Genomic DNA, 16,888 nt, shown 5'->3' on the forward strand with positions numbered 1-16,888 from the left:
AAGAACAAGCGAAGGTGCGGTTTTTTGTCAGTTTAGTTTCTAAAAAAGTCAACAATCAGTTTTCCATAAAGTCGTGTAATTCAACTAATGGCAGCCGACGATTTTTGGCGATCAGCAATTTGATTCGGGCTTTTTGACTGTTGATGCTATTGCAAAAGATGACTCCCATCTCCTGCAGTTCTTTTCCGCCTCCAGAATAACCATAGACAGGTTCGGCAATACCGTTGAAACAGCGGGAGACTAGTACGACTGGGATTTGTTTCGCCAGTAATTTTTTTAGCGGCGGTAATGTTTGGGGTGGTAGATTGCCAGCTCCGAGGGCTTCAATGACCAATCCATCGATATTGGATTCTGCTAAGGCCTCAAAAAGTTCTCCATGCATGCCGGCATAGGCTTTAACGATCGGAATCAAGCCATCGACCCGATCAACATCCAATTGGCGACTCTCTAATAGTTCCTGCATGAATAATATTCGATTTTTTGTGACCAGCCCAATGGGACCTAGTGTTGGCGTGCGAAAAGTTGCAACATTCGTTGTATGCGTCTTTGTGACATAACGAGCAGAGTGGATTTCGTCATTCATAACGACTAGAACACCCTTTTTTTGAGCATCATCACATTTTGCTACGCGAATGGCACTTTCAAAATTATATAAACCGTCACTGCCGACTTCATTACTGGAGCGCATGGCACCTGTAATGACGATAGGCAGCTGATTGCCGATCGTTGTATCTAGAAAAAAGGCAGTTTCTTCTAATGTATCTGTTCCGTGAGTGACAACTACGCCATCGATTCCACTTAAATGAGCCAACTGGATGCGTTCTTTGATTTGCAGCATTTGCTCAGGTGCAATGTGAGGACTAGGTAGATTAAAGATATCTTCAACGATCAGTTCAACATCGTCATCGATATGGATAGGGGCGTCCATCAATGGGTTTGTGACGTCTGGACTGACACCACCGGTCAACACATCTTCTTTCATGGCAATGGTGCCACCTGTATGCAAAACGAGGATTTTTTTCATTTTTGTCACCTCAAAGATTATTTTACTCATAACTCCAAAACTATTGTATACTAATCAAATAAGAAAACAAGCAAGGTGAGGAAAAATGATTCGAATTGGTTGTACGACATTTAGTGAACATGGTTCTCTTGTTCAGAGAAAAACATCAAAACTTTTTGAATATGCCAGTGTCTTTCCTGTGGTTGAACTGGATACGTCTTATCATTATTTACCCAAAGAGAAGGATGTGCGGAATTGGTTGACGCAGGTACCGGATAACTTCCGTTTTATTCTTAAAGTGCATCAAAGCGTAACGACACAAGGTGATTTGCCGGAAGGTATGTCTATGGCAGAAGCACTAACAGCTTTCAAGCAGGCGATTCAACCTATGGTGGATGCTGGCCGGCTTTATTGTTTGCTGGCACAATTTCCCAACCGGTTTAAGTGTACGAAAGAAAGTGTGGCGTATTTAGATGAAGTACGTCAGTGGTTTGCAGCGTATCCGGTGGCAATCGAGTTGCGGGATAATAGTTGGTATCAGCCAGAGTTCCGCTCTTCGATGCAAGCCTATATGCGCAAGCAAAAGTTCTCGTTGGTTATTGTTGATGAGCCCAAGAAACTCTCCACTACGGTTCCTTTAGAACCGCTAGTGACTAACCCGGCATTTGCCGTATGTCGTTTTCATGGCAGAAATGATGTTGGTTGGACAGCTACCGGACCTGACGCCAAAAAGAATCGGACGCTCTATCGCTACAATGAGAAAGAATTAAGTGAACTACGTCAAGCAGTCGAAGAAACAGCGGCTCACGCACAAGAAGTTGCTGTTATTTTTAACAATAATGCTGGCGGTGATGCGGCGGACAATGCCCGCGCGTTGATCGAAGCCATGCAAATCGATTACCAACAACTGAATCCTAGCCAATTGGAGCTATTTTGAGGAGTTATATGATTAAAGCAATTTTTTTTGACATCGATGGTACATTGATCGCAGATAACGGGAAAGCGATGGCAAGTACCCGAGCAGCGATCAAAGAAGCCAGAAAACAAGGTGTTTTATGTGGCGTGGCGACAGGCCGCGGACCTGTAGAATTAGAGAAAGTCATCGATTATTTAGATTTGGATATGTTCATCACCTATAATGGGCAGTTTGTCTACACCAAACAAAATTTGATTTATGCCAAACCTTTCTCGAAGAACATCCTTGAAGAAATTGTTGCATATGCAGATGAAAATTATCGGCAGGTAATGTTTGGCGGAGAAACCAAAGTGGCTGGCAGCTTGACGATTCGTTTGAGTCAATCACCAGTGATGCAACGTTATTTGCGATTCGTCCCAAAGAAGTTTCCCGTTGGGGTGCTAAAAAAATTGCTGCAGCGATTCAGTCCAAATCGAAATGCCAAACGGTATCAGTCTCTGGATATTTTGCGGGAACCAATTTATCAGTGCATTATGCTGAGTCCCGAATCAGAGAAAGAAAAGCTAAAGCAAAAACTGCCTTCCTGTGATTTCAAACGCTCCAATGCCTATTCAGTGGATATCGTCCCCAAGAAAGGCTCGAAAATGAAGGGAATCCATGAGTTTTTGGCTTATGAAGGGATCGCGATCGAGGAAGCCATGGCTTTTGGGGATCACGAAAATGATATCGAGATGTTGAAAGGTGTTGGTATTGGGGTGGCTATGGGGAATGCGCAGCAAGTGGCAAAGACAGCGGCCAATTATGTAACAGCATCTAATAATGAAGATGGTATCGCTCAGGCTCTGAAACACTATGGCATCATCGAATAACACATAACTAGAGGAATAAATGGAATACACGAATTGATTGAGTGAGATCAACGGAGGAGGAAAGAAGATGAGTCCTTTTGAAATGACAGAAGAATTTCATCAAACCTTTGACCCGACACGTCCGGAGCAACCACGGCCATTCACACCAGAAAAGGCCAGTTTCCGTGCAGGGTTCAAAGTAGAAGAATTAGTTGAGTTTTTGTATGCAGCGGCCAACAATGATCCCGAGCAGTTCGCACAGTCAGTGGCGGATCTGCATCAGGGAATCGAGCAAGCAAAAGAAAAGATCACTAGCAAACAAAAACCAGTGACGGATACGTTAGTCGAGCAAGTCGATGCCTTATGCGATCTTTTGTATTTCACCTATGGCTCTTTTTCACTATTGGGTGTCGATCCGGCACCAATTTTGAAAATCGTTCATGAAGCCAATATGGGGAAACTTTTTCCAGATGGCATGCCCCATTACCATCCTGTGACTCATAAAGTCATGAAACCTGCGGATTGGGAAGAACGTTTTGCTCCAGAGCCCCGCATCAAAGCTGAAATTGAACGTCAGATCGTAGCAAAAATGAAGAGTTGACTTGAAACGAGTGAACACCCATAAAAATAAGATGACCTTTGCAAAATCATTCGCAAGGGTCATCTTGTTTTTTTGTTCTAAGTGTATTTGAGGGGCGGCTTTGTTGGGAAAGGCCACTGACTATCAATCAAAAAAGGTATAATACAAAGTTCGAACAGCGGCTTTCTCTTGTTCTTTATGGATACCAAACATAATACTGACCTCGGAAGAACCTTGGTTGATCATTTCCAAGTTGATGTTCTTGCGGGCCAATGCAGCTGTGCTGTCTGCAGTGATCCCCACTCGTTGGCGCATCCCTTCGCCGACGACTACGACCATGGATAAGTCGTGGGTCATTCGTAATTCATCTGGATCGATCTCATAAGCGATCTTGCGCAGCAATTCTTCTTCCAACACCGGATTTAATTGATTGGCTCTCATAATGATCGAGATATCATCGATTCCGGACGGCATATGCTCATAGTTTAAATCAAATTCTTTGAAAATCTCAAGGACGCGTAAAGTAAAACCAACTTCTCGGTTCATCAAGTATTTACGGATGTAGATCATACAGAAGCCTTCATCACTAGCAACACCGACAACTGGTTGTGTCAAGTTGTTCCGTTGGTTGGTAATCATAGTTCCTGGATGTGTGGGATTATTCGTATTTTTGATAACGACGGGAATCTTTGCCCGATAAGAAGGCATCAACGCTTCATCGTGCAGCACCGTGAATCCGGCATACGAAAGTTCCCGCATTTCTCGATAAGTCAGTTCTTTGATGGGTTCTGGGTGATGGACATAGCCTGGATGAGCCGAAAAAATACCATCGACGTCTGTAAAGTTCTCATAAAGCGTCGCGTTGACACCAGCAGCTACCAATGCACCAGAAATATCTGATCCGCCTCGAGAGAAAGTACAGATTTCTCCATCCTCCGTATACCCAAAAAATCCTGGGATCACTAAAATTTCTTCTGTTTCTGCCCAGGCATTGATTTTTGTGTAAGATGCTGGCAAGATCCGGGCGTTTTGGGGTTCATCAGTGACTAAGATCCCTAGCTCCTCTGGGTTTAAGTAACGTGCTGCTAGACCGGATGCTTGTAAAATTCCGGCAATCAAACGAGCGTTATTGTCTTCTCCACTAGCTAAGATCTTGTCATGAAAATGTGGGTCATCATTAGGCGACAATGTCAGAAACTGCTGTAAAGCACTTTGGATCTCTGCCAATAATTCAGGCGCCACTTGAAAAGGGGCAGCGATGGCAGCATAACGCGCATAAATTTCTGTTAATAAGGGACGGACATCTTTTGATGCAGCTAGTCCTTCACAAGTGGCTAATAAAAGATCAGTCACTTTGGTATCGTCTGCATGGCGTTTACCGGGGGCAGAAACAACAACAAAACGGCGTTGTGGATCTGCTTGGATAATATCAACTACTTTTTGCACTTGCTCGGCTGAAGCGAGCGAACTACCACCAAATTTTGCTACTTTCATCTTGCATTACTCCTGTTCAAGCTTTTTTCTAGAGTACAGTGTCAAAAGTGAGAAATCAAGGCATTTCTTAAAAAAGGCACCAAAAAACAGGAAAAAGCTTTTTTGATTTCGGCTTTTCCAAGGAAATTTAGAGAGAGCTTGTTAAAAAAAGAATGAAAAATTGGAGGAAGTCGCAAAAAAGTCAATCTTTTTTGCCGCAATTTAATGCTTGATTTTTTTCTTTATGCTATAATCTAGCGTAGATGCTTTTTTTGAAAAGGGACAAGTGGGTCCTTTTATTTGAGATACCTTACATACCCAAAAACGGATCTGTGAAAACGCGGATTTCATACGAAAAGTGTAGATTTGAAAATTGGAGGAACCATAAAATGGGAACTAATATCATCTTTGGAATCGTTATTGCCATTGTCGTCATCGCGGCGATCTTATATGCGATCGGTTACTTTATGCGAAAGAAAAATCAGGAGAAACTGGATGTCTTAGAGAAACGTAAAGAAAACCTGTTTGATCTGCCGGTCATTGAAGAAGTCGATGAAGTGAAAAAAATGCATTTGGTGGGTCAAAGCCAAAACACATTCCGAGAATGGAACCAGCAATGGACAGATATTTCCACCTCCTCATTTGCGGAACTGGAAAGCCAAATCTTTGAAGTCGAAGAGTTGAATGAACGGATTCGCTTTTTCAAAGCTAAAACAGCGATCGAACAAGCGGAAGCAACCATGGATGATATGGAACGTCAAGTCGAAGAGATTCGTGCCGGCTTGAAAGAACTTCGTGAAAGTGAAGAACGCAATTCCCTAGAAGTCCAAAAAGCATTGGATGTTTATGAAGATTTGAAGAAAAACTTGCGGGAGCATGGAGAGGAATTTGGTCCAGCTTATAACGAACTGCAAAAGCAAATCAAAAATATCGAGATTGAATTCACTCAATTTGTTACGCTGAATACTTCCGGTGATCCGGTCGAAGCTCGGGAAGTTTTAGAACAAGCAGAGCAACACACCTATGAAGTCGAAGATTTGATGAAACGAATCCCAGCTGCTTATGAAGAGCTGAATCGTACGTTCCCTGATCAATTAAAAGAAATCCAAGATGGATACAAAAAATTATTGGATCAAAAATACGTCTTTCCTGAAGCTAACTTCCAAGAAGATATCAACCGCGTGAAAAAACGGGTTGAAAATTCTATGAATGATTTAGCCAAAACAGAAGTTGCTTCTGTGGAGGTAGCTAATCGGGATACAGCTAGTGACATCGATGCTTTGTATACGGTAATGGAACGTGAAATCAATGCGAAGAAATATGTTCTTAAAAATCGTCAAGTGATTGTTGACTACATCGATCATGCGACGAAAAACAATCGTCAATTATTGATTGAGTTGGATCATACCGCTCAAAGCTATACATTGAATCATAATGAATTAGGTCGGGTTCGTGGCTTCCAAACAGAAGTCGATGAATTGGCTCGCCGCAACAATGAATACTTGCCGCAGTTGGAAAACCATGAGATCCCTTATTCAGAAGTACAAAGTTTTTATAAAGATGCTTACAAAATTTTAGATGATGTCGAAGCGCAACAAGTTGAAATCGATGAAGCGCTAAGTGATCTACGCCGTGGTGAAAAGGTCGCACAAGAGAAAGTAGAGAACTTCGAATTTCGTTTACGTAACCTCAAACGTTTTGTTGAGAAACAGCGTTTGCCAGGCTTACCAGGGGAATACTTAGAATTCTTCTTTGTCGCAACTGACCGAGTGGAAGAATTAGGCAAAGAATTGAATAAAATTCGGATCAACATGCAAGAAATCAATAAATTGGTTTCAGTTTGTGAAGAAGATTTAGACATGCTTGATGAACAAACGAAAGATTTAGTGGATGCAGCTGCATTGACAGAACAAATGATGCAATATGCAAACCGTTACCGTCATTCACATGCCGACATCAAAGCAGCGATTGATAAGAGTTTGTATCTGTTTACGAAAGAGTATCGTTATCAAGATGCATTAGATGAGATCGGGACAGCTTTGGAACGCGTCGAACCAGGTGCTTTCAAGCGGATCGAGAACTTCTATTTCAAGAATCGTGATTTAGTATAAAGCAAAAGCCAGCAGTGAAAAACTGTCTGGCTTTTTTAGTGAATTGGCGGATTCTCTACCGACAAATCGATCCAAGAAGAGGAACTTCTTGAAAGAGCAGGAAAGAGCAGTTATAATGGGAAAGAATTTTTCAAAGAAAGGGTCCTAGCATTGATTTATTTTGATAACAGCGCCACAACCGCAATTTATCCGCAAGCATTAGATACATATGTAAAAGTTAGTCAGCGTATTATCGGCAACCCTTCAAGTCTTCACGATCTGGGCAGTCAAGCCAGCCGTCTTTTGGAACAGTCTCGGGCGCAAATTGCTGAGCTGCTGCAAGTTTCTGCTTCAGAGATTTGGTTTACCAGTGGGGGGACGGAAGGAGACAATTGGGTCTTAAAAGGCACCGCGATCGCCAAAAAAGCTTATGGCAATCACTTGATTATTTCTGGCATCGAACATCCAGCGGTCAGTGAGACCGCAGAACAGTTGAAAGAACTAGGGTTTGACGTGAGTATCGCACCCGTTACTTCTACTGGATTTGTAGATGTCGCTGCTTTGCAGCAACTGATCCGAAAGGAAACGATTCTTGTTTCTGTGATGGCAGTCAACAACGAAATTGGTTCGATCCAGCCAATCAATCAAATCGCTGAAATTCTAGAAGCTCATCCTCGCATCCACTTCCATGTGGATGCTGTTCAAGCAATTGCGAAGGTTGATCAGCAGCAATGGTTGCCACAACGGGTAGACTTTGCCACATTTTCTGCCCACAAGTTTCATGGACCTAGGGGCGTCGGTTTTATTTATTGGAAAAAAGGCCGTAAGCTAACACCATTGATGACCGGTGGCGGGCAAGAACAAAATCAGCGCAGCGGGACTGAGAATTTACCGGCAATTGTTGCAATGGCTAAAGCGTTGCGACTAGCACTTGAACAAAAAGCTGCCCGGCCTAACCATGTGGGCTTATTGAAAAGTTACCTTTCAGAAGCATTATCTGAGTATGAGAAAGTGACGGTGTTTTCTGGAGCCGAACATTTTGCGCCGCATATTCTTTGTTTCTCATTGGAAGGGATCAGAGGAGAAGTGCTTGTCCATGCCTTTGAAGAAAAACAGATTTATCTCTCAACGACTAGTGCCTGCTCTTCCCGCAAGAAAATGGCTAGCAGCACATTGCATGCGATGCATGTCCCTAGTCGCTTAGCTACTTCAGCAGTTCGGGTCAGCTTGGATGAAAGTAATACGATGGCCGAAGTAGAACAATTTTTGATTGTATTTAATCAGCTTTATCAAAAGTTCTCAAAATTAAGCCAATAAGAGCATGTTGCGAACATACCAACGACAAACAAAGGAGTTTTACTCGTGAATTATACAGAGATCATGGTTCGCTACGGCGAATTATCAACCAAAGGAAAAAACCGCCGCAGTTTCATTATGCAGTTGGCGGAGAATGTGAAGCGAACACTTGCCGACTTTCCTAAAGTCAAAGTTCATGCAGAACGTGATCGGATGCATTTGCTTCTGAATGGGGAAGACAGTCAGGCAATTATATTGAAATTGCAAAAAGTGTTTGGGATTCAAAATTTTTCTCCCAGCATTCGGGTAGAAAAAGACGTCGAAGTGTTAAAAGAAGCCGTACAAACAGTGATGAGTGAAATCTATACAGGGACTGAGACCTTCAAAATCACTGCCAAACGCAGTGACCATCAATTCATCCAAGACAGTAATCAGTTGAATTTGACGTTAGGAAATGCTGTAATTGATCGCTTTCCAGAAATCAAAGTTCAAATGAAAAAGCCAGATATCAATCTACGGGTAGAGATCCGTATGGATGGAGCCTACCTTTCTTACGAGACGATCCAAGGAGCTGGTGGGTTACCGGTTGGAACGAGTGGGAAAGGGATGCTGATGCTTTCAGGCGGGATCGATTCCCCCGTTGCTGGTTATTTTGCGATGAAACGCGGGGTAGAGATCGAAGCGGTCCATTTTGCCAGCCCGCCTTATACTAGCGAACAGGCACTACAAAAAGCCAAAGATCTGACAAAGAAACTAACCCCTTATGTTGGCGGTATTCAGTTTATTGAAGTCCCATTCACTGAAGTTCAAGAAGAAATCAAGAAGCATGTGCCTCAAGGCTATTGGATGACGATCACTCGCCGGATGATGCTGCGACTCACAGATGCGATCCGTGAAGCTCGTCATGGATTGATTATTTTGAACGGAGAATCACTAGGCCAAGTGGCTTCACAAACATTGCAAAGTATGGTGGCGATCAATGAAGTAACGAATACGCCAATCATTCGTCCGGTGGCAACGATGGATAAATTAGAAATCATTGATGTAGCTCAAGAGATCGATACGTTTGAACTGGCGATCCAGCCATTTGAAGACTGCTGCACGATTTTTGCTCCGCCACAGCCTAAGACAAGACCGAAGTTGGAGAAAGTGCATTTATATGAAGAGCGCTTAGATATAGCAGGCATGATGGAGCGGGCATTAGCTGGGTTGAAAATCGAAGAGATCCAAGCTTCCGAAAAAGCAGAATTCGCTGATTTTCTTTGATCTTCACATCAGAAAAAATTTTGATATCAGGGGATAAAAACCAGCTGTTGACTGTTGGCAATTAAAGAAAAAAGATGGTTACAAAGGGTGTGCCCAAGTAGCCGTCTTTTTTCGTTTATGCTGGACCTGTGAGAGATTTCTCACAGTCGTTTGACTGGAATCTAGGAAGCATTAAAAGTTTGTGAAAATTGCTTGCTATTCAATGACGAGCATGCTAAACTCGATATGTGAACTATTTAACAAGGAGGACGGAAACCATGGAAGCATTAAGAGAAAAAAAACTTCCTAAAGCAACAGCGAAACGTCTGCCTGCTTATTTAAGGCATTTAAAATTTTTGGATGCATCAGGTGTCCATCGAATCAAATCAAAAGAGTTTGCTGAGATCACACAAGTTCCTTCCGCAACGATTCGTCGGGACTTTTCCCACTTAGGGGAATTAGGACGAAGCGGGTATGGTTATGAAGTTCCTTACTTGATTGAAGTTTTTAGCCATATATTAGAAACGAACGAAGCAAAGAACATTGCATTAGTGGGCTTTGGCAATCTAGGTAAAGCTCTTGCAAATAACAACTTTCGCCGCAATGAGAATCTTTCGATCGTTGCTGTATTTGATAATGATCCGCAATTGATCGGTAAGACCATCGACGGTCACTATGTTTATGGAATGGATCAGCTAGCTGAGATCGTTCAGGAGAAAGGAATCACTGTAGCTATCTCGACAGTACCTAGTCAATATTCTCAGGCGGCAATCGATACGATCGTAGAATCTGGCATTACAGCGATTTTAAATTTTGCCCCTGATCGCGTCAATGTACCTAAAAATGTTCATATCCAATACATCGATCTGACGACAGAATTACAGACGTTGATCTTTTTTGACAATACCTATTCTCAGAAATCGTAGGTTTTGAGCAAAATCTTTTGGCTTTCGCGGGTTCTCTCCTATACTGGAGAAAACTGTAATAGGAGAGATGACATGCAAGTAACACGTAAAGGAACCATTTTTGAAGTACCAGGCATTCAGCCAAAAGTAGGGGATCAAGCCAAAGAATTTGAACTGAAAAGTTTAGATGACAAAGTTTATCGCTTGGCTGATTTCTTAGGTAAACCGACGATCTTAAGCATTGTTCCCGACATTGACACGCGGGTCTGTGCATTGCAGACGAAGCGCTTCAATGAAGAAGCAAGTAAGATTGATGAGGTTAATTTTGTGACAATCTCGAACAATACGAAAGAAGAACAAGCAAATTGGTGTGGACAAGAAGGGATCGATATGCTGATGCTGCATGATCCAGAAAATACGTTTGGAGAAACCTATCAAATTATGATCCCAGAGTTTGGACATTTTGCCCGCGCGATTTTTGTCTTAGATGAAAAAGGGGTGATCCGGTACGAAGAGATCGTGCCTGAAATCTCTCAAGAACCGGACTATCAATCGGCTTTGGCCGCTGCCAGATCAATCGCTGTTTGACTTTCAAAAAAGTTCATTGTAGAATGAACAAGATCAATTGAAAGAAGACGAGGATCAAGAGGAGTATCAGACGGACTGTTTTTACAGAGAGAAGACCAATTGGTGCAAGGTTTTCAGCAGGAATCTGAGAAGGTAGCTTGTGAGTCTTTGATTGGAACAGCAAGGAACACCTTGTTCAGTAGAATCAAACGCTTCGTGACCGTTAACTCACGCCCAAGAGGTAGAGAAATCTACAATTTAGGTGGTACCGCGTATTTGCGTCCTAAAATGCTTCGGCATTTTAGGACTTTTTTTATTCCCAAAAGCCGAGCGGTCTTGAAGGAACTGATCAAAAAAAGTAGGAGGTAAAACAATGTCCGATAACTTATCAACAAAGTACAACCCGCAAGAAGTCGAAGCGGGACGCTACCAGGAATGGTTAGCCAAAGATCTATTCAAACCAAGTGGTGATCAAAAAGCCAAGCCTTATTCAATCGTTATTCCTCCGCCAAATGTTACTGGTAAACTACACTTAGGCCATGCGTGGGATACAACCCTTCAAGATATCATCATTCGCCAAAAACGGATGCAAGGGTTTGATACATTGTGGTTACCAGGTATGGATCACGCTGGAATTGCGACACAAGCAAAAGTCGAAGAAAAACTAAGAGAACAAGGGATCTCCCGCTATGACCTTGGTCGGGAAAAATTTGTCGACCAAGTGTGGGAATGGAAAGAAGAATATGCAGGCCATATTCGTGAGCAGTGGGCAAAACTAGGATTGTCTCTTGACTATAGTCGAGAACGATTCACATTAGACGAGGGTCTGTCAGATGCTGTCCGTAAAGTCTTCGTAACTCTTTACGAAAAAGACTTGATCTATCGCGGCGAATATATCATCAACTGGGATCCGCAAGCACGTACGGCCTTATCTGATATTGAAGTCATCCATAAAGAGATCGAAGGAGCTTTTTACCACATGACTTATGAACTGGCAGATGGTTCTGGTACCGTAGAGATTGCCACCACTCGTCCAGAAACGATGCTAGGAGACACTGCGATCGCTGTCCATCCAGAGGATGAACGCTACCAAGAATTGATCGGCAAAAAGGTTATTTTACCATTAGTTAATAAAGAGATCCCAATCATTGCGGATACTTACGTGGATCAAGAATTTGGAACCGGCGTAGTAAAAATCACCCCCGCCCATGATCCGAATGACTTTGAAGTCGGTAACCGCCATAACTTGCCACGGGTCAATGTTATGAACGATGACGGAACCATGAATGATTTAGCCGGTAAATATGCTGGCATGGATCGTTTTGCAGCTCGTAAAGCGATCGTCAAAGATTTGGAAGATATCGGACGTTTGTTAAAGATTGAAAAAATGATTCACAGTGTTGGCCATTCAGAAAGAACCGGTGTCGTTGTTGAACCTCGTTTATCTACGCAATGGTTTGTCAAAATGGGGCCATTGGCTAAAGAAGCGATCGACAACCAATCGACGGATCAGGCAGTCGAGTTTTTCCCACCGCGCTTCAATCAAACTTTCTTGCGCTGGATGGAAAATATTCACGACTGGGTTATTTCCCGACAATTGTGGTGGGGACATCAAATTCCTGCTTGGTACCACAATGAAACTGATGAAATGTATGTGGGCTTAGAAGCACCGGCAGATGCCGAAAACTGGACACAGGATCCTGATGTACTGGATACTTGGTTCAGCTCCGCATTATGGCCATTTTCAACCATGGGCTGGCCGGATGAAAATAGTGCTGATTATCAGCGTTATTTCCCAACCAACACGCTAGTCACAGGCTACGACATCATTGCTTTCTGGGTAAGCCGCATGATTTTCCAAAGCTTGGAATTCACAGGCAAACGTCCTTTTGAAAATGTGCTGATCCATGGACTGATTCGTGATGAACAGGGACGTAAAATGAGTAAGTCATTAGGGAACGGGATCGATCCGATGGAAGTCATCGAAAAATATGGCGCCGATGCATTGCGCTGGTTCTTATCAAATGGCTCTGCACCAGGACAAGATGTTCGCTTCAGCTATGAAAAAATGGATGCTGCTTGGAACTTCATCAACAAGATTTGGAATGCGTCCCGTTTTGTCTTGATGAATGTTGAAGGAATGACGGTGACAGATATTGATTTTTCTGGCGAGAAATCCGTAGCGGACCGTTGGATCTTAACTCGTTTAAATGAAACGATCGAGAAAGTGACTGAGTTGTTTGATCGTTTTGAATTCGGTGAAGCAGGTCGCCAGTTATACAACTTTATTTGGGATGACTTTTGTGACTGGTATATCGAAATGAGCAAAGAAACCTTATATGGTGAAAATGAAGCAGCTAAACAAGTCAATAAGAGCATTTTGGTTCATGTGTTGGATCAAATATTACGCTTGCTGCACCCAATCATGCCGTTTGTCACAGAAGAAATTTGGAGTAAACTGCCTCATACAGGCGATTCGCTTGTAGTAGCTGCTTATCCAGAAGTTCAGCCAGAGTGGTCGGATGAGAAAGCAGCACAAGGAATGGAAGTGTTAAAAGAGTTGATTCGTTCTGTCCGCAACATTCGGGCGGAAGTCAACACGCCGCTTTCTAAGCCAATTACATTGCTGATCCAAACCAACGATGTTGAGATCGAGAGCTTCCTGATCACCAACAAAAACTATATCGAACGATTCTGCAATCCAGAAGAGCTAGTGATTTCCAATACACTGGAAGCACCGGAATTGGCGATGTCAGCTATCTTATCCGGAGCAACGATCTATTTGCCATTAGCCGGCTTGATCAATATCGAAGAAGAAATCAGCCGTTTAGAAAAAGAATTGGCGAAATTCAATCAAGAGGTCAAACGCGTGCAAGGGAAATTAGCAAACGAACGTTTCGTTGCCAATGCCCCTGAAGAAGTTGTGGCGCAAGAGCGAGCGAAAGAAGCCGATTATTTGGATAAACAAAAAGCAGTTCAAGAACGGATCGAGCAATTGCGTACGATTCAATAATCTATTTATTGAATCGAGGCAGCAAGCTAATCATCGATATTCCTATGGAACACTAGCTGTTGCAAATTACCGATCTAACTATTTACTCTCTAACTACCCGATCTCTAGCTACCCGATCTATAGAGGAAAGAACTCCTAACCGCTATAGATCGGGTAGTTTTCCTATCGATTTTTGTTGGGAACGCTCTGAGAGAAAGAGCAGTAGAATTAGGAAAAAAAGGGAAGATTTGCTAAAATGATTTTGAGGTGAAGAACATGACAAGTGAAGAAGCAATTGCATGGATCCACGGAAGAAAGACCTTCGGGATGCGTCCAGGATTGATGCGAGTAGAAGCATTGCTACAACGATTAGGCAATCCAGAAAAAAATCTGACATTGATCCATGTTGCCGGAACGAACGGCAAGGGTTCGACTGTCAGCTATTTACGAAGTCTTCTAGAAGAAAGTGGGCTGCAAGTTGGAACGTTCACATCGCCCCATATCGAGTCTTTCAATGAACGGATCGAGATTGATGGGCGTTTTATACCAGATGACTCGCTGATTGAATGGGTCGAAACACTTCAACCACTCGTCATGCAACTGGATCAGGAAGAAGAATTGACCGGAATCACCCAATTTGAGATTTTGACTGCACTGGCATTCGGCTACTTTGCCCAGCAACAAGTCGATGTGGCTATCATAGAAGTTGGCTTAGGCGGCCGTTTGGATAGTACAAATGTGATCACACCAATCTTGACGGCCATCACGACTATTGGAATGGACCATATGGATATGCTTGGTGACACGATTGAGGCCATTGCTGCCCATAAAGCCGGGATCATCAAACCCAAGGTGCCACTAGTGACTGGGAAGATCCCTGAAAGTGCGCTATCCGTAATCGACCTTGAAGCTGCAGAATCTGAGGCTCCTGTATCCCACTTGGGAGAAGACTATCGAGTCACGTATCATCGTCCGGATGAAATCTGGGGAGAGTGGTTCGATTTTGAGAATGACCGCGGAAAAATCAAAGGACTGAAAACGCCGATGATTGGTCGACACCAACCAGAAAACGCCGGTGTCGCTATTCAATTATATTATTTATTCTGTGAGTTAAAAAAACTGCCATTTTCGGAAAAAGTAGTCCGCAATGGCTTAAAGAAAGCTTATTGGCCCGCGCGAATGGAGAAAATCAGCAATGAACCGCTGATCATTATAGATGGTGCGCATAACACGCACGCCATGGAACGCTTGGTTGAGACAGTTAGAGAAGAATTCACCAACTATCGCATCCATATCTTGTTTTCAGCATTGGAGACAAAAAATGTCGATGAGATGCTGCAACAGCTGTTAACGATCCCGAAAGCTGAAATCTATTTGACCACATTTGATTTTCCAAAAGCGATCCATTTAAGTGATGATTACCAGCAATTGAATGAAGCGCGCATCTCGATCGTTTCACTATGGCAGTTTGGCTTAGCAGAATTATTAGAAAAAATGACCAATGAAGACTTGCTTCTGATCACTGGTTCGCTTTATTTTGTATCAGAAGTTCGGGAACTTTTGTTGGGAATGGGAGGAAGAAATGGCTGAATTAAATGGTGTGATTTTTGATATGGACGGACTGATTTTTGATACGGAGCTTCTTTACTATCAGGCAACACAGATCGTGGCCGATCAGATGGCGATCCCCTATACAAAAGATGTCTATCTAGCATACGTTGGTGTTTCAGATGAAGAAGTCTGGGCGGCTTATCATGAACGATATGATGCTGCCTTCGGTCCAGAGACTGTTGATCGTTTCATCCAAGCCGCTTTTGATCAAACTCTGCTGCTCTTTGAGCAAGGTCAAGCAGCATTAAAACCGGGGGTCCATGACTTGCTGCGCTATTTGGATGAAAAAGGGATTCCGCGGATCCTTGCTTCTAGCAACCAACGACGAGTCATCGATACATTGCTGGATTCCGCAGGTCTGACGCAAGAATTTCCAGAAATCGTTTGTTTCGATGATGTTGTGCGGGCGAAACCGGATCCTGAAATTTTCGAAAAAGCCCATAATCGCTTAGGGGTTCCGAAAAATCAATTAGTCATTCTTGAAGATTCCGCTAACGGTATTCATGCTGCGCATGCAGCTGGCATTCCGGTGATCATGGTACCTGATCTGGTTGCTCCGACGTCAGTGATCGAAGAAAAAGTGCTGCATATCTTGCCTTCACTGGTAGAAGTGCCGGATTATTTTGAGCAGGCCTATACTTGGTAGTGTCGCATCAACCATGAACTCTTTTGCGTAGTTTTATTTTAGACTAACGCAAAGGAGTTTTTTTTATGAAAGACAATGGAATTCCTCAAAGTTCCTATCCTCGGGAACGACTATTGCATTATGGCGCTGAAGCTTTATCCAATCAAGAATTGTTAGCGATTCTTTTACGAACGGGTTCTCATCCTTTCAATGTCATCGAACTAGCTGGTCAGATCCTCAACGAGTTTGAAGACTTGTATGAGCTAAAGCACGTGACATTGGACGAACTGCAGGCCATTCGTGGGGTAGGCCAGATCAAAGCGATCGAACTCAAAGCTACCGTAGAACTTGGCGCCCGCATCCAACGAGCAGCACAGCCAAAATATGGCAGAGTTCATTCCAGTGTGGATATTGCCAATCAGATGATGGAGGAATTAAAAGATTACCAGCAAGAACATTTGCTGTGTCTCTACCTAAATACCAAAAATGAGATCATCCAAAAAAAGACGTTATTCATCGGCAGTCTCAATCAGTCGATTGCTCATCCTAGAGAAATTTATCACGGAGCAGTTCGTTGCTGTGCCGCCCGAGTGATCTGCGTGCACAATCATCCCAGCGGCAGTCCCTTAACCATAGTATAATAAATAATAGTAGTTAAAGTAGTTTAAGAGGAGATATTAAAGGGATATTTTACTTTAAATAAAAATTAACAAGGTTTATAATTTGTAGTAGTTAAA

At 42.9% G+C, this 16,888-nt stretch carries 13 protein-coding genes, 1 pseudogene and 1 other annotated feature; of the genes and pseudogenes, 12 read left to right on the forward strand and 2 right to left on the reverse strand.

What is annotated here, in order from left to right:
• Positions 1-55 precede the first annotated feature (55 nt).
• On the reverse strand, positions 56-1,024 hold the full coding sequence (locus ACTFWY_RS15970) for an asparaginase (protein ID WP_005471602.1): 969 nt from the start codon (positions 1,022-1,024) through the stop codon (positions 56-58).
• Between the two features lie 85 nt (positions 1,025-1,109).
• On the opposite strand from ACTFWY_RS15970, the gene ACTFWY_RS15975 reads away from it, so the two are divergent.
• The 3 genes from ACTFWY_RS15975 to ACTFWY_RS15985 all read left to right on the forward strand — a co-directional run bounded on the left by ACTFWY_RS15975 (position 1,110) and on the right by ACTFWY_RS15985 (position 3,368).
• Positions 1,110-1,940 (forward strand): DUF72 domain-containing protein, encoded by an 831-nt coding sequence (locus ACTFWY_RS15975; RefSeq protein WP_003127326.1) that lies wholly within the window; start codon positions 1,110-1,112, stop codon positions 1,938-1,940.
• An 8-nt stretch (positions 1,941-1,948) separates the two neighbouring features.
• A complete protein-coding gene (locus tag ACTFWY_RS15980; protein ID WP_003127327.1) occupies positions 1,949-2,788 on the forward strand; it encodes a Cof-type HAD-IIB family hydrolase in 840 nt (279 codons plus the stop codon).
• Positions 2,789-2,855: 67 nt separating this feature from the next.
• On the forward strand, positions 2,856-3,368 hold the full coding sequence (locus ACTFWY_RS15985; RefSeq protein WP_003127328.1) for a haloacid dehalogenase: 513 nt from the start codon (positions 2,856-2,858) through the stop codon (positions 3,366-3,368).
• Positions 3,369-3,491: 123 nt separating this feature from the next.
• Here the strand turns inward: ACTFWY_RS15985 and ACTFWY_RS15990 are convergent, their stop codons facing one another.
• Positions 3,492-4,841, reverse strand: a complete 1,350-nt coding sequence (locus tag ACTFWY_RS15990) for an aspartate kinase (RefSeq protein ID WP_003127329.1) — start codon at positions 4,839-4,841, stop codon at positions 3,492-3,494.
• Between the two features lie 368 nt (positions 4,842-5,209).
• Here ACTFWY_RS15990 and ezrA point away from each other — a divergent pair, with 368 nt between their 5' ends.
• From ezrA to radC, 9 genes and pseudogenes are all read left to right on the forward strand, one after another.
• The gene (ezrA, locus tag ACTFWY_RS15995; protein WP_003127330.1) at positions 5,210-6,931 is read left to right on the forward strand and encodes a septation ring formation regulator EzrA; all 1,722 of its coding nucleotides are present in this window, start codon (positions 5,210-5,212) and stop codon (positions 6,929-6,931) included.
• A gap of 150 nt (positions 6,932-7,081) precedes the next feature.
• Positions 7,082-8,227 carry a cysteine desulfurase family protein gene (locus tag ACTFWY_RS16000; protein WP_005471603.1) on the forward strand — a complete coding sequence of 382 codons (1,146 nt, stop codon included), beginning with the start codon at positions 7,082-7,084 and terminating at the stop codon, positions 8,225-8,227.
• A gap of 45 nt (positions 8,228-8,272) precedes the next feature.
• A complete protein-coding gene (gene thiI, locus ACTFWY_RS16005) occupies positions 8,273-9,472 on the forward strand; it encodes a tRNA uracil 4-sulfurtransferase ThiI (RefSeq protein ID WP_003127333.1) in 1,200 nt (399 codons plus the stop codon).
• Between the two features lie 257 nt (positions 9,473-9,729).
• Positions 9,730-10,377, forward strand: coding sequence for a redox-sensing transcriptional repressor Rex (locus ACTFWY_RS16010; protein ID WP_003127334.1), 648 nt, complete (start codon positions 9,730-9,732; stop codon positions 10,375-10,377).
• Positions 10,378-10,449: 72 nt separating this feature from the next.
• A complete protein-coding gene (gene tpx / locus ACTFWY_RS16015) occupies positions 10,450-10,944 on the forward strand; it encodes a thiol peroxidase (RefSeq protein WP_003127335.1) in 495 nt (164 codons plus the stop codon).
• A gap of 41 nt (positions 10,945-10,985) precedes the next feature.
• Positions 10,986-11,212, forward strand: a binding site (T-box leader).
• 84 nt (positions 11,213-11,296) lie between these two features.
• A complete protein-coding gene (locus ACTFWY_RS16020; RefSeq protein ID WP_308052254.1) occupies positions 11,297-13,936 on the forward strand; it encodes a valine--tRNA ligase in 2,640 nt (879 codons plus the stop codon).
• A 255-nt stretch (positions 13,937-14,191) separates the two neighbouring features.
• Complete coding sequence (locus ACTFWY_RS16025; protein ID WP_005471605.1) at positions 14,192-15,505, forward strand: bifunctional folylpolyglutamate synthase/dihydrofolate synthase; 1,314 nt, start codon at positions 14,192-14,194, stop codon at positions 15,503-15,505.
• Positions 15,498-16,172, forward strand: a complete 675-nt coding sequence (locus ACTFWY_RS16030; RefSeq protein ID WP_003127338.1) for an HAD family hydrolase — start codon at positions 15,498-15,500, stop codon at positions 16,170-16,172. The genes ACTFWY_RS16025 and ACTFWY_RS16030 overlap by 8 nt, the downstream gene beginning before the upstream one ends.
• Positions 16,173-16,237: 65 nt before the next feature.
• Positions 16,238-16,777, forward strand: a pseudogene (gene radC, locus ACTFWY_RS16035) (RadC family protein); the annotation flags it as partial.
• Between the last annotated feature and the right edge of the window lie 111 nt (positions 16,778-16,888).

Source organism: Enterococcus sp. 125944 (genome assembly GCF_051909435.1).
GTDB classification, from domain to species: domain Bacteria; phylum Bacillota; class Bacilli; order Lactobacillales; family Enterococcaceae; genus Enterococcus_D; species Enterococcus_D gallinarum.